This is a genomic window from Patescibacteria group bacterium, from assembly GCA_040390045.1.
Lineage (GTDB): Bacteria > Patescibacteriota > Minisyncoccia > Phycocordibacterales > SIBU01 > SIBU01.
On the sequence record JAZJZC010000004.1, the window covers coordinates 71,615 to 98,609 of the forward strand.

Sequence of the window (26,995 nt, forward strand, 5' to 3'; positions counted from 1 at the left end):
CTTTTTCCTGCTCACTCGCATAGCACGAGGTCACTGGTTTCAGGTAATTCCGGCAACTTCCAACTCAAGGCCTGCTGGATAACTCTTTCCGCGCCAACCAAGGCACGTTCGCTGACGCGGTTGACCGGTTGCCAGGACCAGGTTTTGGGATGTTCAATGCTGTTGTGATCAAGCAAGGTCTTTCGAAGTGCCCAATTGGCCGCCGCTGCAAGCTCAATGCCTCGCATGAACTGGATGGCGCCACCAAGCATTATCATCGATACATCCCAATGCTCCTGTTGGCTTCGGAAATTGCTAACCTTCCGAAACTCCGATTGTTCAAACTCCACGCTGAAGGTGGTTTCCGATGGCACGAGCGAAAGGTACTCCCGTATCGCAATATGCCCACCAAGCCAATCAACTTGTTTACCGTCAGCAATTGCCAGCGAGTTATGTTGAGTGGCTCCGGGCGCGGGCTGGTCGCCGTTCATTTTTGACCACCCGCTATCACCAGCGATTCTCTGGCCAAGGAAGCCACTCATGGCAATCAAGCCATCCTGCCGACTGAGATCTTTTCCGTGAAAGCGACCAATAAACCATTCGTAACCGGCCATCTTGAGGACGAGAAATGACCACTCGGGCCGCATTCCCTGCAGGATGTCGTGGCTAGCGTCGTAGTTGAGGAAGCACCATCCTTTTAGTCCGGCCGCCTCGACCATACGCGCGATGATGATCCAGTGAAGCGGATTGTTCGCGATGTTTTGGGTGAAAACTTCCCGACTCGACCAGCCGCACATTGGGCAATTTTCAATGAAGAGTTTTACCCGGTGTGCCTTGGCGTATCGAACGAGCGGAATCAAAACCCTCCCTGCCAGACGCATATTTTGCTCGATGGTCAGGTTAAGATCGCGTCCGATGAAAATCGTAACGCCCTTCGTACCAAGGCCAGCTTTTTTGAGTGCGCCGGCAGTGCGAATCGCTCGCCGAAGATGTTCGATATTTTGAAGGCGGTTTTCAAGATTAAGGTCGAGCAGGTTGTCGAATGCTCCGAGGCTGCCGATTTTAACCTTACCTTGCGCAGCGTCCTCAAGTCGCTTAATGTCATCCTTGAGAATCTCCTCGCCGCTTCCATCACGGAACGTTCGAATGGGAGTGTGTTTTGCAACCGGATCCGCCATGCTTTCAGGCGGGACATTGGCATCTGCTGGCGCAAGTGCACAACCGAGTTCCAAGACGGTAACTCCGGTTTTTCGCGCATGCACGAGGTGTTTGGTTGCCGCTATCATCGACGCCTTTCGTGGGTCGCGGATAAACATATCCGAGTTGGTACCCGGTGGTGTTTGAACACTGGCTGTAAAATAGCCGATGTCCAACATATCTAATGTTGTCATAGATTTTATGTGTACTGGTGAATCCAAACGCTTCCATACCGACACTCGTCGGCTTGGCCGTTTAGGTTGTTGAGAGAATATCCCAATCGGGTTCAATACTACAAAGATAGGAGGAGTTGTCAATCTTAAAATTTAATTAAAAAAACCGCCGACGCAAAGCGTTGGCGGGATTAGGTGATACGCTGCGTCAGCGGAACGAACGCGCTTTTGCAAGGACGTTATCGATTTGGATCGCTTCACCCCTGAGGTTATACGAGAAACTGAAAATTTCTTCCCATCGTGCCTTTGTGTTAGCCAGACAGAAAATTTTTCCAAGGGCCGAGTTCCAAGTATCAGTTTGGACGGTAGTAAACGCCAACTCTTCGGAAGGTCGCAGAATACATCTTGGAATATGATCCTGAATCGATGTTGTCGGGGTTCGCCACTTGGCGACATGAGCTGCCGCCTCCTGAGCCTCTGCGTAGGATGTACACTCATTTGTGCGAATGAGTTTAGTCACGGCGTTTGGCTCCAACACACCAAAAGCCGCCAACTGGACAATGGAATAGCCAGCGCCTGGACTGAGGCCGCATTCAAGGCCGACCTCTTCCAAAAAGTCTGCAACTTTGCTGGCGGCGTACACCCCCGCGCAGTCGAGAACTTCGCACAGCATCTGATCCGGATAGACCTGAAGATTTTCCAGCACTTTGGTCATTTGCGTCAGCGTGTGTGTGGTGACAAAAAACAAATCCGGCCAGGCCACGCGTTCGACGCAAGACTGCTCGATACCTCGTTCATGCCAGGTCTGGATGTTTTGTACAATCATCTGAACGTAACCTTCGGCCATGCGAAGCATGCCCCCCATTTGCTCGAGAGTGATCGTGTTGCGTTTGTGCGGCATACGAGAAGAACCGCGCTGACTTTTGCCAAATGGCTCACGCATCAGAGTCCTCCCACTTCGAGCGTTGAGACGGATGTCGGTGGCGATTTTTACGATCGTCGCAACCAGTTGTCCAAGTGCGGAAGCAACCGGCGCGTAGACTTCGCGAGGAATGATTTGAGTAGCGCCGTAAAATGGCAGGAAACCCAAACTCGCGAGTGCCACTCTTTGAATCTCATCCGAAAGGTCGGGTGAGTTGCCTATAGCTCCGGAGAGCTTTGAGCGGTCGAGACCGCTTTTGGCGCGTTTCAAATTCTCAACGCTAATCAAGATGGCCTTGAGCCACGTGGCGACACGTTTTCCAAAAGTCTGGAGTTCCGCCCACTGACCATGAGTTTCGCCAAGCATGACTGTGAAGCGATGGTGCTCAGCCTGCTTGATCAACACATCAATTAGAATGCCGGCCAACTTTTCAACTTCTCCGAGAGAAGCCAAAAGCATTTTGGCAAAGGCCGGTTCCTCAGTATCATAGGAAGTCATTTTTCCGTGAAAATACCGCTTTAGTGTCGAGTGTAAGTGCCGTTGTCTTTCCTCAACGAAGGCGATCAGATCGTGCCCGACTTCGGTATCTTTCTTTTTCCACCACTCAAGATCGATAGGAATACTCTCAAGCATTTGACGGATCGTCTCTGCTTCTTCGCGCAGAATTTCTCCGCAGGTTCCTCGAGCGTCGATCACTGCCAGTTCGGTTGCTTGCCAAAGCCGTAATTTGTTTTCATCCGTCCAGATTTCTTTTATAACAGGGTTTCGGGCGTATCGTGGGTGCATAAGTTCTACTGGTTGCAGTTTCGTTTCAAGGCCGGTGCGTCAATGCATTCGGCTGTCTAACTCTGCGTCAATTCAAGCATTATGGAAAAGCCGTGTCAATTTTTTCTCTGTGCATAAAATTTTCTGTTGTTCTGCTATAATTATCAAATGCTCTCCGAAGATAAAATTGATTACCTACTCCAAATTCGGGATTCGAAACCGGGATTGAGACCTGAGACCGTGAAAGTTATTTTGCGTGCGTTACGATGGGACGAAGATGAAATTGCAAGGGGATTGGAATTTTTGAAAAGGCCAGCGCCATCTGTAGCTGCGGCAGTTCCGACTCCCGTGGAACTTGCTGAGTCTGATGAGGAAGTTCCCGATGAACCGAAACCCATTGTCATTAAACAAAACCCATTTCCACTTGGCGCACCGCACCATAAATTAGTAGCACAAAGAAAAGAAAACCGTCACAATCATCATGTGTTGGCCGGATTTGTTTTTGGAGCAATTGTCATAACTTCGTTTTTGATTTGGTACGGGTACTATTATGCCAACTAAAGATAAGTACAGCGCCGTTTGGGTTTCGCATTCCTCAATGGGGGATTTTTTGAAATGCCCGCGAGCCTATTATTTGCATAATGTTTTTAAGCATCCGAAAACTGGCAAGAAAATAAATATTATTAATCCCGCGCTGGCGCTCGGCCAGATTGTCCACGAGATTGTTGAAGGTTTGGGAGAATTTAAAGTTGAAGAGCGTTTTAATCGGCCGCTTCTTGAAATGTATGACAAGGCATGGGAAAAAATTTCTGGAAAACGCGGTGGATTTAAAAGTGTAGAAGAGGAGAAAGAAGCCAAAGCTCGTGGCAGAGCGATGGTAGAGAGGGTTATTAAAAATCCTGGGCCACTAGCAAATAAAACTGTTCATATTAAACCAGGCGCAAATGGCATGCCTCCAAATTTTTATTTATCAGAAGATGACAATATTATTCTGTGCGGAAAAATCGACTGGCTTGAGTACATTCCCGAAACTGACTCGGTTCGCTTAATTGATTTTAAAACAGGCAAACATGATGAAAGTGGTGACTCGCTACAACTTCCCATTTATCATTTACTATTGAAACATTGCCAAAAGCGCCCGCTCGCCGGAGCAGCGTATTGGTATTTAGATCGCGATGATGTTCCGACGCCGGTTGACCTGCCTGATTTAGAGAAAGGCAGAGAAGCGGTGCTCAAGGTTGCGCGCGAGGTCAAGGCGGCGCGTGATAAAAAAGAATTTAATTGTCCACGTGGTGAGAAGGGTTGTTTTGCCTGTCAGCCATTCGAAAAAATTGTGCGAGGTGAGGCGGAATTTATTGGGACTGGAGAATACAATCAGGATATCTACGTTGTGTAGACCTGCCCGCTTTACCTGCCGGCAATCGGGCGGCCAAACAGGTTTAAGATTTCAAGAGTCCATTTAACCATTCGCTCGAAAGGTTAAATAGGAATTTATTCTACTATTTATGGTAAGGAACCAATAAAAGTTAGATTTTGACATTTTTTACAGAAACGCTAAGCTTCATTTTAGAAAGATACCAAGTGTACTTGGTTTGAAACGAAGTAAACAAAACTCAGTAAGGATCACTGTATGAATAAAAATGAAAGCCTCAGCGTATTTGTTGTTGGCAAAGGTGGACGTGAGCATGCCCTGGTGCATGCTCTTGCGCAGTCGCCACTCGTTGGTAAGCTTTGGTGCGCGAACGGAAATCCCGGAATAGCCGCAACCAAGTTGACGACAGGTAGGTTAGTTTATTGTCCGACGATCGAGGAGCACGGAGAGCTTCTTGCGACTGCAGTCAGAGAACGGATGGATTTAACGATCTTCGGTGGCGAGGAGCATTTAATGGCCGGATTGGGTGACGCATTTCGAATTCACGGACTCAACGTTTTTGGTCCAGGCTATCGAGGCGCCAACCTTGAAGGGTCGAAAATGTACGCTCAGCGGTTTGCTGAGCGACATGGTTTACCCTTCGCGGTCGGTGAATGTTTTGTCAGCAATATGCACGATGCATTTGAGTACGCAGAGTCACTCGATTATCGGTGTGTCGTTAAGGCCTCGGGACCTTGCCTCGGAAAGGGCGTGAAGGTTTGTCACAACGTGTCAGAAGTCGAGGAGGCCTTGCGGTTGATGATCGTGGATCGTAAGTTTGGCACGGCCGGTCAAAACATTGTCATCCAGGAACTACTGGAAGGACAGGAACTTTCGTTGCACATTCTGAGCGACGGAGTGAACTGGAGGTTACTTCCCATCGCGCAAGATCATAAGCGCCTCCTCGGTGACAATCTCGGCGACATGACCGGTGGCATGGGAACGTATTCTCCGCATCCGACAATCACCACTTCTGATCTGGAAAAAATTGCGGCTGAAATCATGCCGAAATTTCTCGAGGGTTGCAGGAGGGACAGCATTGTCTTTCAGGGCGTGTTGTTTTTTGGGCTCATGGTTACCGCGGATGGCGTTAAGATTTTAGAGATCAACGTCCGTTTCGGAGATCCAGAAGCCCAAGCGATTCTTCCGAGAATTAAAACTGACATGGTAGAGCTTTTGCTGGCCACGGCGACAGGGCGGCTTGCCGAAGTGCCGCTTGAGGTGTACGAGGACCTCGCAACGGTCAACGTTGTCATGGTATCGGCGGGATACCCGGGAAACTACAACAAAGGTTTTCAAATTACGGGAATTGAAAGCGCAGAAAAAATTCTTGGAATCAAAGTTTACCATGCCGGTACGGCGATCGAGCGAGGAGTTCTGGTGACAAACGGTGGGCGAGTGCTGAGCGTGTGCTCATGCGCGCGCGATCTCAAAACTGCGCATGAACGCGCATACCATGCCGTCGAACTTATTAAGTTTTCCGGCGCGTACTATCGCCGAGATATTGGCAGGCAGGTTCGTAAGGCGACCTACGATGGTTATACTCCGCAGTTGGCACCCTATCGGTTGCAGCACGAGTAGTTATTATTTTATCAGCCGGTTCCATTTTGGAACCGGCTTTTGTTATTTGCCCACAAAATCCGAATTTTGAGGATTTTGTGGTTTGCAAATAACAACCCCGCACCAACCCCAGGGCGTACCCCTCCGGGTATCACGAAGCGTGAAGTGCGCGTCCCCTTACCTTGTAGGGCTCCATTGTTTCCTTGCGAGTTTCTGAACGAGTTAGGAAACAAGCAGTACCCTTGTGGTACGAAGCGCGAGCCCGTATGTCCTCTGGTGCTGGGGTTATTTAAGCTCTTTAATTTTTTCCGCAATCAAACTAATTTCGTCATTTCGATTCGAGATTTTGCCTTTGATGGCGACACATTTTTCCGCAACAAGAAGCGCTTTAAATTCTTCATAGACTTTTGGAAAAACCACCGCTTCAATAGTTCCGCTTAAATCAGCAAGGCGGAGGAACATCATCTGATCGTTTTTCTTAGTGAAAATTGGTTTGGCTTCCTCGATGATGCCGCCGAGAACTACGACCATTCCTTCCTTCATTTCCGCTTTGCATTTCACAATGTTCATGTCCCTTTTTTCTAAAACATTTTTAAATTTATCAAGCGGATGTCCCGAAATGTATAAGCCAAGGAGCTCTTTTTCCCAAATTAATTTTTCAGATGCTGTGGCAGGAGATCCTTGCGTGAGTACCAAGCCTTCATTTTCCGAAACAGTTAGTGTGTTGCCGAATAAAGAATCCTGATTTTCTATTTTTTGAGATTTTTCTTTATTGAATTGCAAAAGATTGTCCATGTTCGCCATCATCATCCCACGTTCGCCAAAGTCGTCGAGTGCGCCGGATTTAATCAAGGCTTCAATTGATTTTTTGTTAAGACTTCGGTCATGCACACGGGTCAAAAAATCTCCAAGGGATTTAAACGCACCGTTTTTCACGCGCTCAGCAATAATGACATCGGCAATGCCTTCTCCAAAGTTTTTAATGGTTGTTAACCCAAACCTGATGCGGTCTACCGCATCAGGAGCTGTAAGCTGTAAGCTGTCAGCTTTTAGCTTCACCACCGTAAAACCTGAGTAGCTTTCATTAATCGATGGAGGCAATACCGGAATTTTCATTCGTTTACATTCCGAAATAATTTCAGAAATTTTTTCAACGTCGCCCGAGTCGGCGGTGAGTACGGCAGACATATAGATCGCGGGGAAGTTGGCTTTCATGTAGGCAGTTTGATATGCCACACGTCCGTAACTTGCAGCGTGGGCCTTACCGAAGCCGTATGCAGCAAAAGGCTCGATCAGTTTCCAAAGTTCATCGGCCTTTTTCTCGCTCATGCCATTTTTTACCAGACCTTTCAACAGTTTTTCTTTTTGCGCGTCCATCTCAGCGACAATTTTCTTTCCCATGGCTTTGCGGAGTTTGTCTGCTTCGAGCCACGAGTATCCTGCGAGTTCAATAGCGATTAACATAACATCTTCCTGGTAGGTAATAACTCCATACGACGCCGAAAGAATATTTTTCATGCGTGGGTCGAGATATTTAACCAGCGATGGATTATGTTTTCGCTCAATATACTGAGGGATCGATTCCATAGGACCCGGACGATAGAGAGCCACCATGGCGTTGATATCATGAATGCTTGTAGGTCGCAGATCTTTAAGATAGTGAGTCATACCTGAACCACTGAGTTGAAAAAGTCCACCGGTAATTCCAAGCGCGAGCATCGCAAAAGTTTTTTTGTCATCAATCGGAATGGTGTCAATATCAATATCTACATTTTCTAATTTTTTAGCCAGCAAAACTGCATCAGCAAGAATGGAAAGATTTTTAATTCCAAGAAAGTCGAATTTCAAAAGCCCGACATCCTCCATAACATACATATCGTATTGAGTAATAATTTTTCCTTCGCCTTTAGGATCAAACTGCAGTGGGGTAAAATCTGTTAAAGGTCTAGGGGAAATAACCACACCAGCCGCATGTACCGAAATGTGTCGGGCGCAACCCTCAATTTTTTTAGCTAAATCAATAATTTCCGTGACCTCGGGTTCATTTTTGTATCTTTTTTTCAGCTCAGGAACTAACTCCATAGCTCGATCGATTGACATGGGAAAACCTTGCGAACCCATTGGGATCATTTTTGAAATACCATCACCCAAACTATACGGATGCCCGAGCGCTCGCGCCACATCTCTCACGGACCCACGCGCCATCATAGTTCCAAAAGTTCCCACCTGCGCCACTTTATCCTCGCCGTACTTTTTTCGCGCATATGTAATCAGTTCATCGCGTCGCGAATCGGCAATGTCCATGTCAATATCGGGAGCAGAAGGTCGTTCGGGATTGAGAAATCTCTCGAAGGGCAATTTATATTCAATGGGATTTACGGTACTAATGTAGGCGAGGTAGGAAACCATCGATCCAGCGGCCGAACCTCTCGTGGTACTAAAAATTTTCTCACTTCTGGCGTGACGAAGAAGGTCAGACACCACTAAAAAATATGGAGAGTAGCCTTTATCGCGAATGATTTTCAATTCATACTCAACACGATCAGTTACTTCTTTTGTCGCTTCAATGCTTCGAGTTTTGATACCGTCGTACACTAACGCCTTCAACTCCTCATCAAGAGTTCTTCCGGAGGCAACTTTGTAGTCGGGGAAAACCCATTTGCCGAGCTCGATTTCCAGGTTGCACATATCAGCAATCTTGGCGTTGTTTTCAAGGGCTTCGGGCAACTTTTTAAAAAATTTTTGCGCGTCCTTGTCAGATATGAAAGAAAAATCGCCGGTGTTTTCAGCTTGACCGGCCCGCTCGCTCAATTCAGCGTTGCTGTTTACAAGGGTTAATGTATTCCGCGCTGTCTTGTCTTTTTCAGAAAGGTAGTAGACATCGTGGCAGGCTACAATATTCGTTTGAGTTTGTTTGGCAAAATCGATCAACATTTCCATTCTCTTGTCGTGTCCTTCAACCTCGGGGAAATGAGTGATTTCCAAAAAGAAATTATCGTTGCCATACATTTTTTTATACCAGTCAGCAATTTTTGTGGCGTTTTCAATATCGCCAGACTTAAGCGCCTCCAAAATTTGACTATTAAATGATGGCGCGATTGCCACTAAACCTTCAGAATATTTTTCGATAAGTTCTGCGTCGATTCTCGGCTTGTAATAGAAGCCGTCAAAATGCGATTCGGTTACCAGTTTAATTAAATTTTTGTAACCAATAAGATTTTTGGCAAGCAAAACCAATCGTGTGCGTCTATTGTCGACACCGGCTTGTTTGTCTTGTCGCTTTCGAGCCGCGACATAGGCGTCAATGCCGATGATTGGTTTGATGCCCTGAGCTTTACATTCTTTGTAAAATTCAATGGCACCGTACATGTTACCGTTGTCAGTAAGAGCCAGAGACGTCATTTCAGACTTTTTTGCAGCCGCAACGAGCTCGTCAATCTTTGGAAGTGCAGACAGTAAGCTGTAGTGACTATGGACGTGTAAATGTGTAAACTTTGTCATGCAGAGTGATTATACTATATGAGTAAGCCGCGACAATCTAAAATTAAATTTCTAATTGGAATTGATGAAGTGGGAAGGGGACCAATTGCTGGGCCGGTTGCGGTCGGAGCTTTTTGTGTCCCGGTAAAATTTCAAGACGAATTATTGAAATTTTTCCCTAAAAATCAAATTCGCGATTCCAAAAAATTGAAACCGCTTGTCCGCGAGGAAATCTACGAAAGACTGAGCCTTGCCAAAAAGAGTGGACAAATAGAATTTACCGTTATTTTTTCCAGTTCAAAAATTATCGATACGCGTGGTCTTTCTTTTGCTATTAAAAACGCTCTTGCTCAGACGCTTTCCATAATTGGTAAAAAAGCTCATGAGTGCCAAATTTTCCTCGACGGTAGTCTTAAAGCGCCGATTGAGTTCGTAAATCAAAAGACGATTATTAAAGGTGACGAAAAGGAGGCAGTGATTGCGCTCGCTTCAATTGTCGCCAAGGTCACCCGCGATCGGGCTATGAAGGTTTTAGCAAAGAAGTACCCGCACTATGGATTTGAAATTCACAAGGGCTACGGTACAGCGATGCATTACAAGAACCTTAAAAAGCGCGGGATGTCTCCAATTCACCGGCGCTCGTTTTTGAAAAATTTCGCGGGTTAACTCGCTCATTTTCTGTGGATAACACCCGCTATTGACACTTATTTAAATCTGTGATAACTTCCTCCTCAGCGATCTTTGAGTAACTTAGGCGCGTAGCCTGGCTTATTGTCGCACCAATTCATCAGAGGGAATCAATTGATCCCGAAAGGAATTCGTGGAAACTGAAAAAAAAGTTACATCGCACGCAATCGGAACGATTTTCGTTAAGGTTCGTGCTGACGGTGAGGTTGAGGCTGCCGCGATGCATTACACAAAACGTGAGAAGAGAACCAAGCAACTCCGTACGACCTTGAGGCTCCCGATGGGTAAAGGGAAGAAGGTAGAGAGGGAATCTCTAACCGAGACTCAGGTCCGTGAGGCGGTTCAGGAATGCGCAAAAATACCTGCTGACTTTGATTATGAGTTCGAGTTCCGCGGTCTCGTGTATTATGCCGTGGTGCCTGACGATGACAACGGCGACAGCGAACTGCATCTGAAAGCCTTTATGGTTGCGCGGCTGAAAAAGGGTGAGTTGCGGGATTACCAGGCCAACGAACAGGAGTACGATCCTGACACCGGTAAACCTATCCCTGACGAGGTTGAAATTCTTGGGCCTTTGAAGTGGTACGAGATTCGCGAGGTTCTCAACGAAATGGCAAGACAGGGAAACGGCCTGTATGTTCACACTACTGCTGTTCTTGCTACACTCGTTGCTCTTGCGGGAAAGTACCCGAAGGTTGAAGCTCGTTACGGTGGCATCGTTAATCGGCCTGACGTGCAGCAGCGAGTCGCCATTTCAGCAAATTACAGGGACGAGGTCAAAGCCTACGTCGGCTCGCTCCAGGCCACTTGAGAGTTTCGTTTTTTTCACACCGCTCCGGTATCCTGGGCGGTTTTTTCTTGTAATGTTGCCCCGCCCGCAGCGGGCGGGGCAACATTCTGGGAGATTGCAAATTTTCTAATAAGTGTTAAGCTTTCAAACCATGGTAGTACGAATGCGCGCCAATCGGTCTCATAGGGATAATCGACGAAGTCACTTCGCGTTAGGTGAACCTCGATTTTCAACGTGTAAAGATTGCGGAGCATCGCATTTGCGACATCGAGTGTGTACCACCTGTGGTAAGTACAAAGGCATGCAAGTGCTCAACGTACATGCCAAAGTAGAGAAGAAAGCGAAGAAGTTGAAAGAGAAAGCGGCAGTAAAATAAGCACGAAATTTTAAGCACGAAATCCGAAAGAATATCTAAATTAGAATTTAAAAATTTTAATTTGGGATTTGTTTCGAGTTTCGAATTTGAGATTTCGGATTTGTCTTCATTTATGGCTAACAGGCACCTTGCAAGATCGACAGTTCTACAAACCCTCTTCGAGTGGGATTTTAATGGTCAGCGAAAGACTGACGATGTAGAAACGATTCTCAAGAGAGATATCGCCGAATTTGCTCCTGGCGTTAGTGATTCGTCGTTCATGACTGAGCTCCTCCGTTCTATTTGCGACAAGATGTCGGACATTGATACGATTATTGAAAAGGCTGCTCCAGATTGGCCAATCAATAAAATTTCTATTATCGATCGCAACATCTTGCGCATCGGTCTTTACGAATTGCTTTTTGCGGACAAAACTGAAGTGCCGGAAAAAGTGGCGATCAATGAAGCGATTGAGTTGGCGAAAACATTCGGCGGCGAAAATAGCGGCAAATTTGTAAACGGCGTTCTTGGTTCAGTCTACAAAGAACTTGGAGAGCCCGGCAAAGATGCTGTTTCCCAGAAGAGTAAACGCAAAGCTGAAGTTCCGTACGAAAAAATGCCTATCCAAAAATTGGGAGGCGCAGTGGTCTATGCTAAGGATGGTGGTGAAATTTATCTCGCGCTTGTCCACGATATTTTCGGTCATTGGACGCTCTCAAAAGGAAAAATTGAAGTTGATGAGGACGTTAAGCAAGGTACGACGAGAGAAATGAAGGAAGAACTTGGCCTCGATGTTTCGATTCAAACAGATCTTGGAAAAAATGAATACATCGCATCCGATCCAACTCTTGGTAAAATTCGCAAACAAGTAAATTACTTTTTGGCAGAAGCCAAGTATGAAAATTTAACTCTTGGTACTTCAGGTGGACTCGACGACGCACGATGGTACAAAATGGCGGATATTGTTTCTCTTAATTTGTACAATGACATTTTGCCAATCGTCACCAAAGCGGTCAATATATTACTTAAAAAGTAGATAGTCGGTAGTCAGTAGTTTGTAGAAAATCCGTTTTTCCTTACTACCAACTACCCACTACAATACTAACCTACTACTCCAATGGATTTTTCAAAATTCGAAGACCAACTCGGTATTTATTTCAAAAACAAAAGTCTTTTACAGACGGCTTTTACGCATAGATCATATATCAACGAAAACCGAAAAGGTGCGCTTGAACACAACGAACGCCTGGAGTTTTTGGGCGACGCTGTCTTAGAGTTGATCGCGACGCATTTTTTGTATAACAAATATCCTGACAAAGCAGAAGGGGATTTGACGTCCTACCGTTCTGCGCTTGTTAACGCCGTGACACTTTCTGAAATTGCCACGAAACTCGGCATGAATGAATTTCTTCTTTTATCAAAAGGGGAAACCAAGGATACTGGCCGCGCTCGACAATATATTTTGGCAAACACTATGGAATCTTTTATTGGCGCCCTGTTTCTCGATCAAGGATATGACGCGGCACAAGTATTTATAAAACAATACATTCTCTCGCTCATCGACAACATTGTTGCCAAAAAAAGTTGGCTTGACGCAAAAAGTTTTTTTCAGGAAAAAGCTCAGGAAGAAGAGGGAATTACTCCGTCTTATGTAGTACTTAAAGAAACTGGTCCCGATCACGATAAACAATTTACGGTTGCAGTAGAAATTGGTCGCGAACGTGTTGCCACAGGCGAGGGAAAATCAAAACAAGAAGCTGAACAGAGTGCGGCACAGGAGGGACTGAAAGCCAAGAGTTGGAATTAGGAATCAAGAATTAGGAATTATGGGAAAGAAAAAACCGATCAATGATCGGTTTTGCAATTTTATACTGTAGCGCGAGGAATTGACGTCGTTAATCGACGTTTTCCGTCAAGCATCAGTCCATAGGCGAAATTACAAAGTGGAATTTTTTCAAAACCCGCGGTATTGTCCCAATTAGTAATTAGCCAGCCTTTGGGCAGAGTCTCGCCAATTAACAGCTCTCTTTTTTGAGGTGTGCCGAAAGGTCGATCTGGAACTTCAAAAATTTCGGTTTTTGGGCATGCCGTAGGAATGTGAAGAAGCGGATAATTTGGCGCAAGCTCAAGTCGCCGCAAACACCTTTTGTCTACCGTTGCGGTTGTTCCCGGAAATCTGATCTGGACAGTACTGTGGCCAGGAAAAGCCTCCAAAACGGTTGTGAGCAAATTCTTAAAGCCCGTCGGTTCGGTGTCATTGAAAATTACAATGTCACCTTTGTGAAGAGCCGATCGGCTTTTGTGCAACCCTAATCTCCAGAGTAAAAGTAGAATTACGGTGGTTTCGACGAGAATCAATATCGATGAAAGATTTTTCATTGCATGGTACGTTTTTCTGCTTTCATACTATCTGTTAAAGCTTCTATGTCAACACAAATTAGAATTCCCTTTATTTTTAATAAAAGCTATAATTCTCCTCATGTATCTGAAGGGCTTAGAAATCTCTGGCTTTAAATCTTTTGCCAAAAAAACGGTATTGCAATTTAGCACGCCGATTACTGCTGTGGTTGGACCGAATGGTTCCGGTAAATCAAATACTGCCGAGGCTTTTCGTTTTGTGCTTGGCGAACAATCGATCAAATCGATGCGCGGAAAGCGCACGGAAGATTTAATTTGGAATGGGGGTGGCGATACTGCCCGCGCCAACCGCGCTTCGGTAAAAGTAGTTTTCGACAATCATCAGAGAATGCTTAATGTTGATTTTGATGAAGTATCCCTTGAGCGTGTGATTTATCGTGACTCTTCCAGTGAATATTTTATCAATGGTACTCAGGTGAGGCTCAAAGACATTATCGAACTTTTGGCCGGCGCTCACATTGGCTCATCGGGACATCATATTATTTCTCAAGGTGAAGCTGATAAAATTCTAAATGCCAACAGTAAGGAACGTCGTGACATGCTTGAAGACGCGCTTGGTTTAAAAATTTATCAATATAAGCGTTTGGAAAGCGAGCGGAAGTTGGAAAAAACTGATGAAAACATGAAGTCGGTTGAATCTTTGCGAAAGGAGATTGCGCCGCATTTGAAATTTCTAAAAAAGCAGGTTGAGAAAGTGGAAAAAACTCTCGAGTTGAAGGAGGAATTACGAACAGTTTCTAAGAATTATTTTAAACGTGAAGAGGTATATATTACATTTCAAAGACAAGCGATTGAAAGTGATAGAAAAAAACCGACGGATGACCTTGCGCAACTGCAAAGTGATCTTGCTAAAGCAAAGGCGGTTTTGGAAATTTCAGCTGGGGTGAATGCCAAAAATAACGAAACAATTAAATTAGAAAGTGATTTGAGCGCGGTGAGAAATGAAAAAGATCGGTTAGCGCGAGAGCTCGGCCGAATCGAAGGTGCAATTGGTAGTGAAGAAAGAATTGTTCGACGTGAGAAGGAAATGATGGCTCAAGAGGGGAATCAACAGGTTTTATTAAAAGACGTAGAAGCTGTAAGGACTACGATTGAACAGAAAATAGTAGAGGTGGAAAAATTTAAAGACGAAAATTCTTTGCAGAATTTTTTTGATTTCATTCGAGCTACGTTTGATGAATTTATAAAACGCCACAAGCGTGGAGATACAACACAACTGCTCAATCAATCACTTTCAGAAATTGAACGATTAAAATCTGAACGCCAAACTTGTGAGGCTGCACTCGCTGATTCTAATAAAAAAGAGGAAGATTTGCGCGCCACGCTTTTGCATATGCAGAAATTGATTGAAAAAGATAAGGATTCAACTCGAGATGCTGAGCGAGAGATGTTTAGGATTATGAACGAGGAAAATCTTGTTCGCAATATTTTGGCGTCATTAAAAGCCCGCGAGGAAAGGTTGAATCTTCTCGATGAAAGCTTCAAGAGAGATGTTCAGGAGGTAATGATGTTGGTTGGGCGTGAGGTTTACAATTACACAAGTGAAGTAATTCTCGCGGAGAACGGAGCCGCGATTTCTGCGGCAGAAATCGCGGCTGAAGAACGTGTCCACCAAGAAGAGCGTCGTCGCTCAATGGAAAAAATGAAAATCCGTATCGAGGACGCAGGAACTGGTGGTGGCGAAGATGTTCTCAAGGAATACAACGAAACACTCGAACGCGATCAATTTTTGGAACGAGAATTGGCAGACTTAGCTCAGTCGGCACTATCTCTTAAAAATATTATTGTTGAACTGGAGGAAAAGCTCGACACCGAATTCCGTGAGGGGGTGTTGAAAATTAATACTCAATTTCAAAATTTCTTTAATTTAATGTTCGGAGGTGGATCCGCATCACTTCAAGTGGTACGCGAAACAAAAAAGAAAAAGAGTGATACTGATTTGGAAATTGACATGGATGCAGTACCAACTGAAGACGGCGAAGAAGACATGGAGGAAAAAGAGGGAATTGAAATTGATGTCAGTTTGCCTCGTAAAAAAATCAAAGGCTTGATGATGCTCTCCGGTGGTGAACGTGCGCTTACTTCGATTGCGCTTTTGTTTGCCATTTCTCAGGTCAATCCGCCGCCATTTGTCATTCTCGATGAGACTGACGCGGCACTCGACGAAGCCAACTCAAAAAAATACGGCGATATGATCGAAAATCTCTCCAAACTTTCACAACTGATTTTAATTACGCACAATCGCGAAACCATGTCCCGCGCAGGAGTACTCTACGGCGTCACCATGGGTTCTGGTGGAGTTTCTAAATTGCTCTCGATTGCATTTGAAGAAGCTGTTGCGGTGGCAAAATAGCTATGCGCTTTTTTGATATTTCTCTCTCTTTGTACTACACTTCAGTAAGTTGATTTTTAGGAGTCCATTATGAAGACCTTGAGAAAGCTGCCGAGATACAAGAGGACCCATGTTTTGCGTGATGCTGGCTTTTGGCAGGATCGCAGGATAGCCGACGGTGCTGCGGTGCCAATTCCAGGGGGAGTCAAAAAACCGACATATCGCGACGGCGGAATTGACTGGGAAGCATCCGGTCTCGGCAATTCATAATTTGCTTGCCTCGTTTTCACAACACACAACCGTGCATTTCTATGCGCGGTTTTTCTTTAAGACTTTATGTAAATTCATTACGTACTATTTACTATCTATCAGCACGTAATCCAACGTTTTTCTCTCCATATCAGCCAAAACAACTTTAAATCGGACAGAGTCACCCAAAGTATATTTCTTTTTAGTTTTTTCACCGATGAGACAATAATTTTTTTGATCGAGTTTGTAAAAATCTCCCGCGAGATCGCGAAGTTTAACCATGCCTTCACAGCGAGTTTCTTTTTCTTCGATGTACATACCCCACTCAGTCACACCGGAAATGATGCCGTTGAAACTTTGACCAACTTTAGTTTGCATGTACTCAACTTGTTTATATTTTTTCGAAGCGCGCTCAGCTTCAGCGGCGGCAATTTCTTGTTCAGAGTTGGCGCTGGCCATTTTTTCATAGGAATGCCATTCATGTTCAGGAATTTTAGTGCCATTTAAATGATGGAATAAAACTCGATGTACCAGAAGGTCAGCGTATCGGCGAATAGGGGATGTAAAGTGAGTGTAGTATTCGAAGGCCAAACCAAAGTGTCCAATGTTACCCGTCGAATAAATAGCCTTGGCCATCGATCGTACTGCCGCAGTTTTAATCATCGATTCTTCGGCGCGTCCCTCAATCTGCTTGAACAGCATTTGCAAATCCTTTGCGGAAACTTTGCCATTCGTGTTTGGCAACTCGTGTCCAAGAGCCTTAAGAAAAATTCCAAGCTCGGCAATTTTCTCCTGATTTGGCGTATCGTGAATACGATAAATAAAAGGCTCTTTACTTTTGTGTTTCTCCCGAGCTTTAAAAATAAATTCGGCAACTTCCTTGTTGGCCAAAAGCATGTACTCCTCGACGAGCTTATGAGTATCAAGTCTCTCTTTTTTGTAAATTTTAACCGGTCTGCCCAGCACATCGAGTTCGAAGCGTACCTCGTCCTGCTCAAAGTCGATAGCACCAGCAGAAAACTTTCGTTTCTGCATTTTTTTAGCCATCTCATTGAGCGCTAGCAGTGCTTCCGTATGTTCTACTGATTTTCCATCGAGTACATCCTGTGCAGATTCGTACGTGAATCGTTTTGCAGAATGAATGATTGTTTTTCCAAACCATTTTTCTTTTACGATTCCTTCTTTGTTTAAAATAAAAACGGCAGAAAATGTTAAACGATCCTCGTCAGGTTTCAAACTACAAACCTCGTTTGAAAGTGCCTCAGGAAGCATGGGAATTGTGCGATCAACAAGATAAACAGAAAATCCTCGGCGCAAGGCCTCACGATCGAGCTCAGTTTTTTCCTTTACGTAATGAGAAACATCAGCAATGTGCACTCCAATTTCGTAACTATCCTCTGAAATCTTTTTATAGGAAATAGCATCGTCAAAATCTTTGGCATCAATTGGGTCAATGGTGAAAGTTAATGTGTTTCTGAAATCACGACGCTTACTGAGTTCATCGGCAGATACGTGGACTCCAAGTTTAGAAATTTTTTCCGCCTCATGTTCGACACTGTGGGGAAATGAGGAATCAAAACCTTTTTCAAGCGCGATACCAAGCATTTCGGCGTTATTCTCTCCCTTTTTACCAATAATTTGGAGAAGTTCACCTGTTGGATTTTTATTTGGATCAGACCATTCGAGGAATTTTACAAGTACTTTCATGCCAACTGCTTTCTTGGCCATCTCGTTTGAGCCGACGTTAATCTCCTTGTAGACTTTTTTGTCATCAGGCAAGAGAAAAAAACGCCCCTTGTCCATTTGAAGGGTTCCGACAAATTGCAATTTAGCCCGTTTCAGAATTTTCAAAACCTTTCCCACTTTTCTACCGCGTACAGATTTTGGAAGTACGGCAATTTCCACCTCGTCGAAATGAAGTGCGGTGTTTAGATTTTCCGGTTCAATTAGAATATCGACATCTTCATTTTCGAGTTCAACAAAACCCATGCCTTTTCCAGCAATTCTGATTTTTCCGACATGTTTTTTTGATTCAACGTTCGATGGGTGAGGTTGGTCGTTTTTTTGACGTTTGTTCATTACTGGGGCATTGTAGCAGAAAAGACGGTACTAAGCCATTTAAGCATTTTACGATTGACATTGTCCCACTTCAGAACAAAATTGAAAGTTGAGCTTGCTTTGATTGCATTATTTTCCAAACCGGCGCTCTGTTCATTGCGACCGGTTTTCTTTTGACTTTTTTTGTCTGTACTGGTAAGCTATGCGGATGTTAAAAATCCGATTACAACGAGTGGGCAGAACGAATGTTCCGACTTTTCGCGTAGTTTTGACTGACTCAAAGAACAGCACTAAAAGTGGACGTTTTTTGGAGATCCTTGGTTCATACGATACTCGCAAGGATAGTGAGAAAAAAGTTAACGCAGAGCGTGTTAAATACTGGATTTCAAAAGGCGCACAGGTTTCAGGAACTCTTCACAACTTTTTAATACACACCAAAGTAATAACTGGTAAAAAAATTAACGTTTTGCCAAAGAAAACCCCAATTAAGAAAGAAGAAGTTGCGAAGGTAGAAAAGCCAGCTGAAGCCGCAGCTCCTACCGAAGTTGCTCCATCAGTCGAAGCCGCCTCTGAAGCAGTCAAATCATAAATTACGGTTTAAAACCCCCGCCGCGCCTTGAGCGGCGGGGGTTTTGTCAACTTTACACTTTTAACTTTACACTTTATACTGTCTCTAGCAGTACGTAGCGAGGCGGAATGAATTAACTAACCGCATACTCGGTCGAAACGACTGTCTATCGAGTTTAAAAAACACATAATAATAAAATACTGAAATGAAACAAGAAAGCGATGTAATCTTTTTAGAGTACGTAGTGAAGGCTTTAGTTGATAATCCAAACGATGTTAAAGTTGTCCGCACAGTCGATGAGATGGGTGTTTTGTTAACCCTTTCTTTGAATCCTGCTGATATGGGAAAAATTATCGGCCGCATGGGCAATACCGCAAAGGCTATTCGAACCCTTCTTCGAGTTGTTGGAATGAAAAATAATGCCCGTGTTAATCTTAAAATCAACGAACCAGAAGGTGCCGCTCCACGAGAAATAAAGACAAACAAGACGGTGGATGAGGCGATGGAGGACCTCAAGATATAACCGGTAGATTCAAGAATAAAACCAAAAAAAATACCGCCGCGACTCCGTCGCGGCGGTATTTTTTTTGACAAAAACAACTGATATGTTTAGTATTCGCGCTAGTTCGGTACAAATTCAAAAATTTAATGCATGAACACTCCAAAGATCAATATTCTGATTAACGGCTGGACCGGCAAGATGGGCACCGCCTTACTCGCCTGCGTAGAAAAACATCCAGGGCTTGAGGTCGTCGGAAAAATCTGTCACTCGGATCAGGTGGACGGCAAACTTCTCGATGTCGATGTTGTCGTGGATTTCGTCAATGATCCCGGGGTAAGCACCTCCATGGCAGTGACCTGCGCTGCAATTAAAAAATCAATCGTTATTGGCACTACCGGTCACACCGACGAACAGCGTCAGATCATTGAGGACATGGCAAGAATCACTCCCATTGTCATGACCTCAAATTTCTCGATCGGAGCCAACTTGCTTTTTTGGCTCAGTGGCGTCGTCACGGAAAAAGTTGGAATTGGCGTCGACATAGAAATTGTTGAGATGCATCACTGCCTCAAAAAGGATGCACCGAGTGGCACGGCGCTGACGTTGGCAGAAATTATTGCCGCGGCTCGAAGCAAACAACTTCATGATGTTGTCCAATTTGGCCGACACGGAACGACTGGACCGCGAAGCCAAGATGAGATCGGGATTCACTCGATTCGCGGCGGCGATGTGGTCGGGGATCACACGGTACTGTTTGCCGCCATCGGCGAACGAATCGAATTGACGCACAAGGCTTCCAGCCGCAACACGTTCGCCGAAGGCGCACTACGTGCTGCAGAGTGGGTTGTAAAGCAAAAACCTGGTTTGTACGACATGCAGGACGTTCTCGGTCTCCGTTGATTTCTCTACCCCAGCCTTTCGCTGGGTTTTTTCTTGACCAAAGTTTGGTTTCAGTTATTATGCCCTTAGTTCAAATTTTTGAAAGATTTTCTCAATGAATGTAAGTATCAACGTTTTGGCACCGCCGGCTGGTGTGCGCCAAGGGTGTAAAAAATGCAAGCGCATTTTCGTTCAGGGAAAGGCCGTTATCGAAGTTTCCCTCAATGGCGTAATGTATTTTCTCGCTCCGCACGAGCCTTTCAGGTGTTGCGGTGAAGAGAGAAAATCAGCTATTGTTTTTCCATCAAAGGAAGCGGCGATTGCAACCGCAGAGGATCTTCGTGTCATTTACAATAGTGGTAATGGAGAAACGGTTATGCTCGTTGCCCAACCGAAAGATTTAACCGATCGTTGGCGCAGCAATTAATTTTGCTGTTTTTTCTTGCCTTTTTTGCCTAAACCCTATACCCTAAACGTCACATCATGACTTTCCACTTCATAACCCTATTCCCACACGCTTTCGACTCCTATCTCGGGGAGTCGATTTTGAAACGTGCAATTGAAGACAAAAAAATAAAAGTAAAGTTTTATAATCCTCGAGATTTTGCAGAAAACAAACACGATCGAATAGACCGAAAACCATACGGTGGAGGCCCAGGTATGGTAATTCAAGCTGAACCGGTAATTCGCGCGATTGAAAAAGCGTTGATGACAGCAGGGTATAGGGTAGAGGGTAAAGGGTATAGACGAATTAAAAGTAGTAAAAAACTAAACCCTAAAACTTACACCCTTAACCCTGTGATAGTCTGGCTCAGTCCTTCCGGCAAACAATTTACCAATGAGTACGCTAAAAAAGTAGCGGGAAAGTTTGTGGACATTATTATTATCTGTGGCCGATATGAAGGAATCGATGCCCGAGTTAAAAAAGTTTTCAAAGTTGAAGAACTTTCAGTCGGACCATTTGTGCTCACTGGTGGGGAATTGCCGGCGATGCTTATGATCGATGTGATCTCACGACAAATTCCAGGGATACTCGGTGATTTTAATTCTCTCGAGGAATCTCGCGTTGCCAGCCCAGATGTGTATACGCGGCCAGTAATTTTTAAATTTAAAGGAAAGAATTTTCGTGTTCCGAAAATTCTTCTTTCAGGTCACGCTGCCAAAATTAAGGAGTGGAAAGAATCAAAAATTAAAACAAAACCAAATAAGTAACCCCCCCCCCCCGTCTTTTTCGCCACACTACTTTAAAAATAAACAGTACCTTGTAACCTTTCGAGCGAATGGTATAATGCTTTGATGAGTGATTTTAAAAAATTGGAAAAGTTGCTAAAGGTTGCTGGCAACCAAAGACGACTCGCAATACTTGCGTACCTCAAAAAAGTAAGAGTGTCATCTGTTGGAAAAATTTCTGAAAATCTTAATATGTCATATCACGCCGCCTCGAAGCATTTGCGCTTGTTGCTGAACGCTGAGTTGCTCGATCGCGAACAGAAAAAATTTGAGGCTCACTATACACTTTCAAAAAATCAGCATAGACTCGTTAGTAATTTACTGGAGCTACTTTAGACCCAACCTCACTTATTTAACCATTCGCTCGAAAGGTTAAATGAGAATAAAACAACTTTTTAACTAAATCCGTACTTAATTTCTATCTGATTTCGTAAATCACATCTTTTCGCTCAACCACAATTTTCCAGCCATTCATTTTAGCAAAACGGTACAGCGCTTGGTTTGGATTAAAACAAATTGGATTTTCCACCAGTTCGAGCATTGGAATATCACCCTCGGTGTCACCAATTCCGTAAGAACCCTTCAATGTTAAATTTTCCTTGGCAACTGCACGACGGACAATGTTGGCTTTGTTTGCAATAAGATGAAGGTCAACGACTTCACCGGTAAATTTATCTGACGGGCCAAGTTCATAAAATCTCCCGTACACTTTATTAAATCCCAGTCGTTTACAAAAAGCGTCGAGCAATCCTTTTGGTGACTGAGACACTGCAAGCAAAAAATAACCTTTTCGTTTTAATTTCTTAACGAGGTCGCGCGTATAGCGATACATTTTATTTTTATTGGCCTCAACCACCGCAAGACCGATTTTTTCAAACTCATGGTAGTCCACACCCTTGAGATATTTCATAAATGTGTCGATAATGGCCTGGATGTAGTCCTCATAACTTCCTTCTCGGTTAGTCCAGCGCTCAAATTGTAATTGATACAACGCCCGGCTTTTTTTGGGGAAAACGCCTTCGTCAATCAGGGCTTCAACCAATTCGATTAGTAAACTTGAACGAAAAATTGTTCCATCAATATCGAAAACTGCGACTTTTTTCATGTTTCAATTGTACAAAGTTGTGAAGTAAAAAGCCACAATTAAAATTACGAATAAAAAACTCCGTTCGTACATAAGTTATATACGTGACGGAGGGAGCAAAGAGGGGAATAATAGCAGGATTATAAATACGAAGTTAAAAGCTGCCAATATAATTTTAAAACCCCTCTGCAGGTTTCCGATCTTCATTACAATTTGCAATATCCACGCTGATGCAGCGTAAATGCAAGAAAAAAATAATGCTGTCGTAAGGGTTGCTCCCCCAGGCGTTTTCGTAGGTATGCCCGCGCCCATCATGACTAGTAAAAAAGTTATCAAACCCATAAACGGGGCTGAGAGAGCGAAAAGTCTCAAAAATCTCATAAATATCCAGTTCGTTTTTCTAAATAATTTATATCACAACCAAGCTATAAATCCAGTACTTGCTTTAGATAGGCCCTTTCTGTTAGACTTATGCCACAAATCAATAGTATCCAGAGGATGGTGAGAGTCATTGGCTTTAAGACCCATCCAGCAACTTGTCCCGAGCGTAGTCGAGGGATAAAGTGCTCAACCCAATCCCGTAAGGGAAAGATAACCGGTCAAACTCTTTCCCAAACGGCGAAAGTTTTTTTTATAAATTTATTACGTTAATTCACTCAATGAGTAAGAAAAATAATACATATACTGTAGAGAGTGTAACCTGCGGCCACCCTGACAAGGTCTGCGATCAGATTTCTGATGCAATTTTAGATGCATGTTTGGCGCAAGATCCAAAAAGCCGCGTTGCTGTGGAAACCTTCGGTAGTCACGGGCACTTAGTGCTCGGTGGAGAGGTCACAACCAAGGCCAAGGTCAATTACAAAAAAATCGCTGCGGACGTTTACAAAAAAATTGGATACACCAAAAAACTCGATATTCAGGTGTTCATTGTTCAGCAGTCACCTGACATTGCTCAGGGGGTTGATACTGGCGGAGCGGGAGATCAGGGAATTATGTACGGTTTTGCCACGAATGAAACTCCAGAGTATTTGCCACTTGGCGTAGTTTTGGTGCACAAACTTGCTAAGGGATTGGAAAAATTACGAACCAGCGGCGCAATTAAATGGCTCAAACCCGACGGTAAAACTCAAGTGACGTTTCTCAATGGGAAAATTTGCACAGTTCTTGTCAGTACTCAGCATGATAAAAAAATTACCCACGCCGAAATTAAAAAAACTATAACTGAGAAACTTATCAAACCAATTTTGGGAAAGCTTGCCGATGGGGTGGAAATTCTTGTAAATCCAACCGGTTCATTCGTTCAGGGTGGATTTGAGGCTGACGCGGGACTTACAGGGCGAAAAATTATCGTTGATACCTACGGAGGCCTAGTGCCACACGGTGGAGGTTGTTTTTCCGGAAAAGATTTGACGAAAGTTGATCGTTCAGGAGCCTACATGTGCCGATTTGTTGCCAAAAATTTGGTTGCAAACGGCTATGCCAACGAAGCTATGGTTTCTGTGGCCTACGCCATCGGGCATATTGATCCGCTCATGGTCTATGCTGTAGATGAAAATGGAAAAGATTTGTCAGCTATTGTAAAAAAACATTTTGATTTTCGACCGCGAGCAATTATTGAAAAATTGGATTTGCTCAAACCGCAATATCAGCAAACTGCCGCCTATGGGCATTTTGGAAAATTGGGATTGCCGTGGGAGAAGATTGTGAAGATGAAATAAGGGGAGAGAGTAGATAGTCGGTAGATGGTAGTAGGTAGACCAGATTAAAGAAACCCCCGGCGCGCTTTGCGCGCCGGGGGTTTCAACAAGTCTACCCACTACCCACTAATTACTACTTTCTATTTCACAATAATCACTCCGAGATACTTTGACGTTGGCATACCGGTGTTCAAGTTATAAAATGGCCACGCACCGGCTGTTGTGAAAGCAAAATAAAATTTACCACCTCTACCAAGAGGTCCAGACTCCTGGGAAAATCCTGGGTAGGTCGTTTCTGGTTTATCTGTTGAGCCGTGAATTACCATAGCCATACTACTGGAATTTCTAAATTCAACACTTTCACCACGCTTAATTTCAAGAGTCGATGGTACAAAGCCTTTATCGGTGAGCTCAACTACATTTCCAGTTGGTTTTGGCGTTGGGGTAATAACCTGAGTTGGTGTCTGAGTCATTGGTTTTTTTGTAACTGGCGCAGCTGTTTTAACTACCGGCATCTCAGCCTGTGAGTTTGTAGTGTCAACGACTGGCGGAACTTCCGATTCATTCGTTTTGTTAGCAATAAGGATAATTCCGACAACGACAACTACGGCAACTCCACCCCAAACCCACTTTGTATAATCTTTTTGCATTTTAGATTAGCAATAATAAGAGTATTAATACGACGTGGCAAAATTATACCACAAAACTTACAGTTTTGTGGTGGGTTGTGGATAATTGTTATGGTGGGACAGCAAAAATTTACATAAAAATACCTCAGAAAAATTCTGAGGTACACCGATCAATAAATGCACTCACCCGCGGACTGACTGATGCCGGCATCGAAAATTTCTCGTGCTCGGCAGGTGCTTCCGAGGATTCGATTCACTCCGGCCTCGTACATAGCTGCAAAATTACGGTACCGTCGACCGACCTCTCCAATTTCATCTTCGGTGAGAATCGGGTATTTAGGATTGGGTAATCCGTGCGAACGCGTAATGTCGAGCGCCTTCTTGAAACCTTTTTCGATCAGAAGTTGCCTTAGGTATTCCTTCGAGTAGTGCTCAACCTGTCCCGGCTTGAGCGTTTTGGTCAGAGCATAGCGATCCTCGTTAGGAGTTCCAAACGAGTCAATCACCACTGGGTGTCTCTTCCGCCCAGACAAGGCAATTTCTTTTTTGCCATCGAGCCTCGTAAAGCCCGCCGACCGCGCCGCAAGTGCAAGTGCGCCATTGAGGCGATTAATAACTCGCCAGACACTTCGCCATTCGGTCAGAGTAATTCCAGCATACGCCAAGGCTTCTTCTGTGGTCGCAATTGGGCGGTCGACATCTTCCCATTTCGTAGTCACTTCGTGGGAAGGAAAAGGCAACAGAGTTCCTTCAGTGGGAAGTTTGTCCGAGCCGTCACTTTCAAAACCGAAATCAGTCGGTTTCCTTTTTCCCGATATGAAGTCACGGTTGAGGTTGCCCGAAACCGCTTCACGGTCAATCCACTCCAGTGATACCATAACGTCGGTCTCACCAGGATTTAATGCCAGCCCCTTTAATGTATTGAACCGGCGCACCAATATCGTCCACTCATCCTCTTGCTCGAGAATGCAGGTCTGGACGCCGACTGCCGTGGCGATTCGATTTGATGCCATGGTGGCTCGAACCACAGCCTTTCCCATTTCCGGAATTGGCTGTGAGCAGCGGCCGATGTCGAACGCAGACCAATTGTTGGTGTGCACGAAAGCGAGGGTTTGCGCGTCGACCTCGTAGATGTCTTTAACGCTACCTTGGTGGATAAGCTCTCTGCTTTTCATGAGTTTTGTGTTTGTTGTGTGTTCAGTTGTTCTGTTGCAATACTAGGCTAGGCTCAAATTTTTTGCAAACACTTTTCAAATTTCACCAACTTGTGTATTATTGTCAGATAAACCTATGCACAAAAATACAATTGTTTACATAATTTGGTCACTAGTCATTGTTGGAGTGTTCGGAATTGGAATTTTTATTTCTCAAAAAAAATCTGCTCCTGCCGATCAGTCAAACGTTTCAGTCGACTCAACTGGCGGTACACTAAAAGTTACCGAATTACCAGTTAATCAATATTCAACTGAAAATCCAACAGTAACGCCGAAGCCAGAAGAAAAACCAGCCACAAACACCTCTACTAATTCATCAACACAAACTAAAACCATGAACAAAGTTACTCTTGATACCAACTTCGGAAAAATTGTTTTGGAAATGTATCCAGCCGATGCGCCAAAAACTGTACAAAACTTTTTAACACTCGCACAGAAGGGTTTTTATAACGGAGTAATTTTTCACCGAGTAATTCCTGGATTTATGATTCAAGGAGGGGATCCAATGGGAACCGGTACAGGCGGCCCAGGATACAAATTTGATGATGAGTTGAATCCAAGCACTCCATCATACAAAGCTGGTTACAAAAAAGGCGTGCTCGCCATGGCAAACGCTGGCCCAAACACCAACGGCAGTCAATTTTTCATTATGCTTGCTGATTATCCTTTGCCAAACAATTACACCATCTTCGGTCATGTTGTTGTGGGTCAAGATGTCGTTGATGCAATCGGAAAAACTCCTACCGATGAGAGTGATCGACCCCTTTCGGAGGTGGTTATGAAGAGTGTCACCGTTAGTAACTAAATTATCTTCAA

At 44.3% G+C, this 26,995-nt stretch carries 26 protein-coding genes; 18 read left to right on the forward strand and 8 right to left on the reverse strand.

Annotated features, from left to right (window positions below; all coding sequences use genetic code 11):
- Positions 1-11 precede the first annotated feature (11 nt).
- Both V4467_04025 and V4467_04030 read right to left on the reverse strand, forming a co-directional pair.
- Positions 12-1,370, reverse strand: a complete 1,359-nt coding sequence (locus V4467_04025) for a TIM barrel protein (GenBank protein MES2088127.1) — start codon at positions 1,368-1,370, stop codon at positions 12-14.
- Positions 1,371-1,557: 187 nt separating this feature from the next.
- A complete protein-coding gene (locus V4467_04030) occupies positions 1,558-3,057 on the reverse strand; it encodes a lyase family protein (GenBank protein ID MES2088128.1) in 1,500 nt (499 codons plus the stop codon).
- Positions 3,058-3,204: 147 nt separating this feature from the next.
- On the opposite strand from V4467_04030, the gene V4467_04035 reads away from it, so the two are divergent.
- The 3 genes from V4467_04035 (at position 3,205) to purD (ending at position 6,028) form a co-directional block, all read left to right on the forward strand.
- Entirely contained in the window at positions 3,205-3,597 is a 393-nt protein-coding gene (locus V4467_04035; GenBank protein ID MES2088129.1) for a hypothetical protein, read from the forward strand.
- Entirely contained in the window at positions 3,587-4,432 is an 846-nt protein-coding gene (locus tag V4467_04040; protein ID MES2088130.1) for a PD-(D/E)XK nuclease family protein, read from the forward strand. The genes V4467_04035 and V4467_04040 overlap by 11 nt, the downstream gene beginning before the upstream one ends.
- 234 nt (positions 4,433-4,666) lie before the next feature.
- Entirely contained in the window at positions 4,667-6,028 is a 1,362-nt protein-coding gene (purD, locus tag V4467_04045; GenBank protein MES2088131.1) for a phosphoribosylamine--glycine ligase, read from the forward strand.
- 264 nt (positions 6,029-6,292) lie between these two features.
- Here the strand turns inward: purD and dnaE are convergent, their stop codons facing one another.
- Positions 6,293-9,508: a DNA polymerase III subunit alpha gene (dnaE, locus tag V4467_04050; GenBank protein ID MES2088132.1), complete on the reverse strand. Its 3,216-nt coding sequence runs from the start codon at positions 9,506-9,508 to the stop codon at positions 6,293-6,295.
- A gap of 18 nt (positions 9,509-9,526) precedes the next feature.
- Between dnaE and V4467_04055 the strand changes: the two genes are divergently transcribed.
- From V4467_04055 to rnc, 5 genes are all read left to right on the forward strand, one after another.
- Positions 9,527-10,153, forward strand: coding sequence for a ribonuclease HII (locus tag V4467_04055; protein MES2088133.1), 627 nt, complete (start codon positions 9,527-9,529; stop codon positions 10,151-10,153).
- Between the two features lie 154 nt (positions 10,154-10,307).
- Positions 10,308-10,985 carry a hypothetical protein gene (locus tag V4467_04060; GenBank protein ID MES2088134.1) on the forward strand — a complete coding sequence of 226 codons (678 nt, stop codon included), beginning with the start codon at positions 10,308-10,310 and terminating at the stop codon, positions 10,983-10,985.
- Positions 10,986-11,115: 130 nt separating this feature from the next.
- Positions 11,116-11,340 (forward strand): 50S ribosomal protein L32, encoded by a 225-nt coding sequence (gene rpmF, locus V4467_04065; protein ID MES2088135.1) that lies wholly within the window; start codon positions 11,116-11,118, stop codon positions 11,338-11,340.
- Positions 11,341-11,452: 112 nt separating this feature from the next.
- Complete coding sequence (gene nusB / locus V4467_04070) at positions 11,453-12,355, forward strand: transcription antitermination factor NusB (GenBank protein ID MES2088136.1); 903 nt, start codon at positions 11,453-11,455, stop codon at positions 12,353-12,355.
- A gap of 81 nt (positions 12,356-12,436) precedes the next feature.
- Entirely contained in the window at positions 12,437-13,126 is a 690-nt protein-coding gene (gene rnc / locus V4467_04075; protein MES2088137.1) for a ribonuclease III, read from the forward strand.
- Between the two features lie 59 nt (positions 13,127-13,185).
- On the opposite strand, the gene V4467_04080 is transcribed toward rnc, so the two are convergent.
- Complete coding sequence (locus V4467_04080) at positions 13,186-13,698, reverse strand: hypothetical protein (GenBank protein ID MES2088138.1); 513 nt, start codon at positions 13,696-13,698, stop codon at positions 13,186-13,188.
- A 100-nt stretch (positions 13,699-13,798) separates the two neighbouring features.
- Between V4467_04080 and V4467_04085 the strand changes: the two genes are divergently transcribed.
- Positions 13,799-16,090 carry an AAA family ATPase gene (locus V4467_04085; protein MES2088139.1) on the forward strand — a complete coding sequence of 764 codons (2,292 nt, stop codon included), beginning with the start codon at positions 13,799-13,801 and terminating at the stop codon, positions 16,088-16,090.
- Positions 16,091-16,159: 69 nt separating this feature from the next.
- On the forward strand, positions 16,160-16,339 hold the full coding sequence (locus V4467_04090) for a hypothetical protein (GenBank protein MES2088140.1): 180 nt from the start codon (positions 16,160-16,162) through the stop codon (positions 16,337-16,339).
- Positions 16,340-16,423: 84 nt separating this feature from the next.
- Here V4467_04090 and rnr read toward each other — a convergent pair whose 3' ends face one another.
- Complete coding sequence (rnr, locus tag V4467_04095) at positions 16,424-18,397, reverse strand: ribonuclease R (GenBank protein ID MES2088141.1); 1,974 nt, start codon at positions 18,395-18,397, stop codon at positions 16,424-16,426.
- A 187-nt stretch (positions 18,398-18,584) separates the two neighbouring features.
- Between rnr and rpsP the strand changes: the two genes are divergently transcribed.
- From rpsP to V4467_04125, 6 genes are all read left to right on the forward strand, one after another.
- A complete protein-coding gene (gene rpsP, locus V4467_04100) occupies positions 18,585-18,965 on the forward strand; it encodes a 30S ribosomal protein S16 (GenBank protein MES2088142.1) in 381 nt (126 codons plus the stop codon).
- Between the two features lie 184 nt (positions 18,966-19,149).
- Complete coding sequence (locus tag V4467_04105) at positions 19,150-19,467, forward strand: KH domain-containing protein (protein MES2088143.1); 318 nt, start codon at positions 19,150-19,152, stop codon at positions 19,465-19,467.
- A gap of 129 nt (positions 19,468-19,596) precedes the next feature.
- Positions 19,597-20,346, forward strand: a complete 750-nt coding sequence (gene dapB, locus V4467_04110) for a 4-hydroxy-tetrahydrodipicolinate reductase (protein ID MES2088144.1) — start codon at positions 19,597-19,599, stop codon at positions 20,344-20,346.
- Positions 20,347-20,440: 94 nt separating this feature from the next.
- Positions 20,441-20,752, forward strand: coding sequence for a hypothetical protein (locus tag V4467_04115; protein ID MES2088145.1), 312 nt, complete (start codon positions 20,441-20,443; stop codon positions 20,750-20,752).
- A 56-nt stretch (positions 20,753-20,808) separates the two neighbouring features.
- A complete protein-coding gene (gene trmD, locus V4467_04120) occupies positions 20,809-21,537 on the forward strand; it encodes a tRNA (guanosine(37)-N1)-methyltransferase TrmD (GenBank protein ID MES2088146.1) in 729 nt (242 codons plus the stop codon).
- 84 nt (positions 21,538-21,621) lie between these two features.
- The gene (locus V4467_04125) at positions 21,622-21,891 is read left to right on the forward strand and encodes a helix-turn-helix transcriptional regulator (protein ID MES2088147.1); all 270 of its coding nucleotides are present in this window, start codon (positions 21,622-21,624) and stop codon (positions 21,889-21,891) included.
- Positions 21,892-21,973: 82 nt separating this feature from the next.
- Here the strand turns inward: V4467_04125 and V4467_04130 are convergent, their stop codons facing one another.
- Entirely contained in the window at positions 21,974-22,660 is a 687-nt protein-coding gene (locus V4467_04130) for an HAD-IB family hydrolase (GenBank protein MES2088148.1), read from the reverse strand.
- Between the two features lie 638 nt (positions 22,661-23,298).
- Between V4467_04130 and metK the strand changes: the two genes are divergently transcribed.
- Positions 23,299-24,357 carry a methionine adenosyltransferase gene (gene metK / locus V4467_04135; GenBank protein MES2088149.1) on the forward strand — a complete coding sequence of 353 codons (1,059 nt, stop codon included), beginning with the start codon at positions 23,299-23,301 and terminating at the stop codon, positions 24,355-24,357.
- Between the two features lie 119 nt (positions 24,358-24,476).
- Here the strand turns inward: metK and V4467_04140 are convergent, their stop codons facing one another.
- The gene (locus V4467_04140; protein ID MES2088150.1) at positions 24,477-24,986 is read right to left on the reverse strand and encodes a hypothetical protein; all 510 of its coding nucleotides are present in this window, start codon (positions 24,984-24,986) and stop codon (positions 24,477-24,479) included.
- A gap of 149 nt (positions 24,987-25,135) precedes the next feature.
- Positions 25,136-26,140 (reverse strand): phosphoribosylaminoimidazolesuccinocarboxamide synthase, encoded by a 1,005-nt coding sequence (locus tag V4467_04145; GenBank protein ID MES2088151.1) that lies wholly within the window; start codon positions 26,138-26,140, stop codon positions 25,136-25,138.
- 115 nt (positions 26,141-26,255) lie between these two features.
- Here V4467_04145 and V4467_04150 point away from each other — a divergent pair, with 115 nt between their 5' ends.
- Complete coding sequence (locus V4467_04150) at positions 26,256-26,984, forward strand: peptidylprolyl isomerase (protein MES2088152.1); 729 nt, start codon at positions 26,256-26,258, stop codon at positions 26,982-26,984.
- Positions 26,985-26,995 lie beyond the last annotated feature (11 nt).

Bases quoted from the DNA above. Each gene is read 5' to 3' on its own strand.
- dapB (MES2088144.1), top strand. From the start codon at position 19,597: ATGAACACTCCAAAGATCAATATTCTGATTAACGGCTGGACCGGCAAG.
- trmD (MES2088146.1), top strand. From the start codon at position 20,809: ATGACTTTCCACTTCATAACCCTATTCCCACACGCTTTCGACTCCTAT.
- purD (MES2088131.1), top strand. From the start codon at position 4,667: ATGAATAAAAATGAAAGCCTCAGCGTATTTGTTGTTGGCAAAGGTGGA.
- V4467_04130 (MES2088148.1), bottom strand. From the start codon at position 22,660: ATGAAAAAAGTCGCAGTTTTCGATATTGATGGAACAATTTTTCGTTCA.
- V4467_04145 (MES2088151.1), bottom strand. From the start codon at position 26,140: ATGAAAAGCAGAGAGCTTATCCACCAAGGTAGCGTTAAAGACATCTAC.
- V4467_04090 (MES2088140.1), top strand. From the start codon at position 16,160: ATGAAGACCTTGAGAAAGCTGCCGAGATACAAGAGGACCCATGTTTTG.
- V4467_04025 (MES2088127.1), bottom strand. From the start codon at position 1,370: ATGACAACATTAGATATGTTGGACATCGGCTATTTTACAGCCAGTGTT.
- rpmF (MES2088135.1), top strand. From the start codon at position 11,116: ATGGTAGTACGAATGCGCGCCAATCGGTCTCATAGGGATAATCGACGA.
- V4467_04140 (MES2088150.1), bottom strand. From the start codon at position 24,986: ATGCAAAAAGATTATACAAAGTGGGTTTGGGGTGGAGTTGCCGTAGTT.
- dnaE (MES2088132.1), bottom strand. From the start codon at position 9,508: ATGACAAAGTTTACACATTTACACGTCCATAGTCACTACAGCTTACTG.
- V4467_04150 (MES2088152.1), top strand. From the start codon at position 26,256: ATGCACAAAAATACAATTGTTTACATAATTTGGTCACTAGTCATTGTT.
- V4467_04115 (MES2088145.1), top strand. From the start codon at position 20,441: ATGAATGTAAGTATCAACGTTTTGGCACCGCCGGCTGGTGTGCGCCAA.
- metK (MES2088149.1), top strand. From the start codon at position 23,299: ATGAGTAAGAAAAATAATACATATACTGTAGAGAGTGTAACCTGCGGC.
- rnr (MES2088141.1), bottom strand. From the start codon at position 18,397: ATGAACAAACGTCAAAAAAACGACCAACCTCACCCATCGAACGTTGAA.
- V4467_04085 (MES2088139.1), top strand. From the start codon at position 13,799: ATGTATCTGAAGGGCTTAGAAATCTCTGGCTTTAAATCTTTTGCCAAA.
- rnc (MES2088137.1), top strand. From the start codon at position 12,437: ATGGATTTTTCAAAATTCGAAGACCAACTCGGTATTTATTTCAAAAAC.
- V4467_04030 (MES2088128.1), bottom strand. From the start codon at position 3,057: ATGCACCCACGATACGCCCGAAACCCTGTTATAAAAGAAATCTGGACG.
- V4467_04080 (MES2088138.1), bottom strand. From the start codon at position 13,698: ATGAAAAATCTTTCATCGATATTGATTCTCGTCGAAACCACCGTAATT.
- V4467_04040 (MES2088130.1), top strand. From the start codon at position 3,587: ATGCCAACTAAAGATAAGTACAGCGCCGTTTGGGTTTCGCATTCCTCA.
- rpsP (MES2088142.1), top strand. From the start codon at position 18,585: ATGTTAAAAATCCGATTACAACGAGTGGGCAGAACGAATGTTCCGACT.
- nusB (MES2088136.1), top strand. From the start codon at position 11,453: ATGGCTAACAGGCACCTTGCAAGATCGACAGTTCTACAAACCCTCTTC.
- V4467_04035 (MES2088129.1), top strand. From the start codon at position 3,205: ATGCTCTCCGAAGATAAAATTGATTACCTACTCCAAATTCGGGATTCG.
- V4467_04055 (MES2088133.1), top strand. From the start codon at position 9,527: ATGAGTAAGCCGCGACAATCTAAAATTAAATTTCTAATTGGAATTGAT.
- V4467_04125 (MES2088147.1), top strand. From the start codon at position 21,622: ATGAGTGATTTTAAAAAATTGGAAAAGTTGCTAAAGGTTGCTGGCAAC.
- V4467_04105 (MES2088143.1), top strand. From the start codon at position 19,150: ATGAAACAAGAAAGCGATGTAATCTTTTTAGAGTACGTAGTGAAGGCT.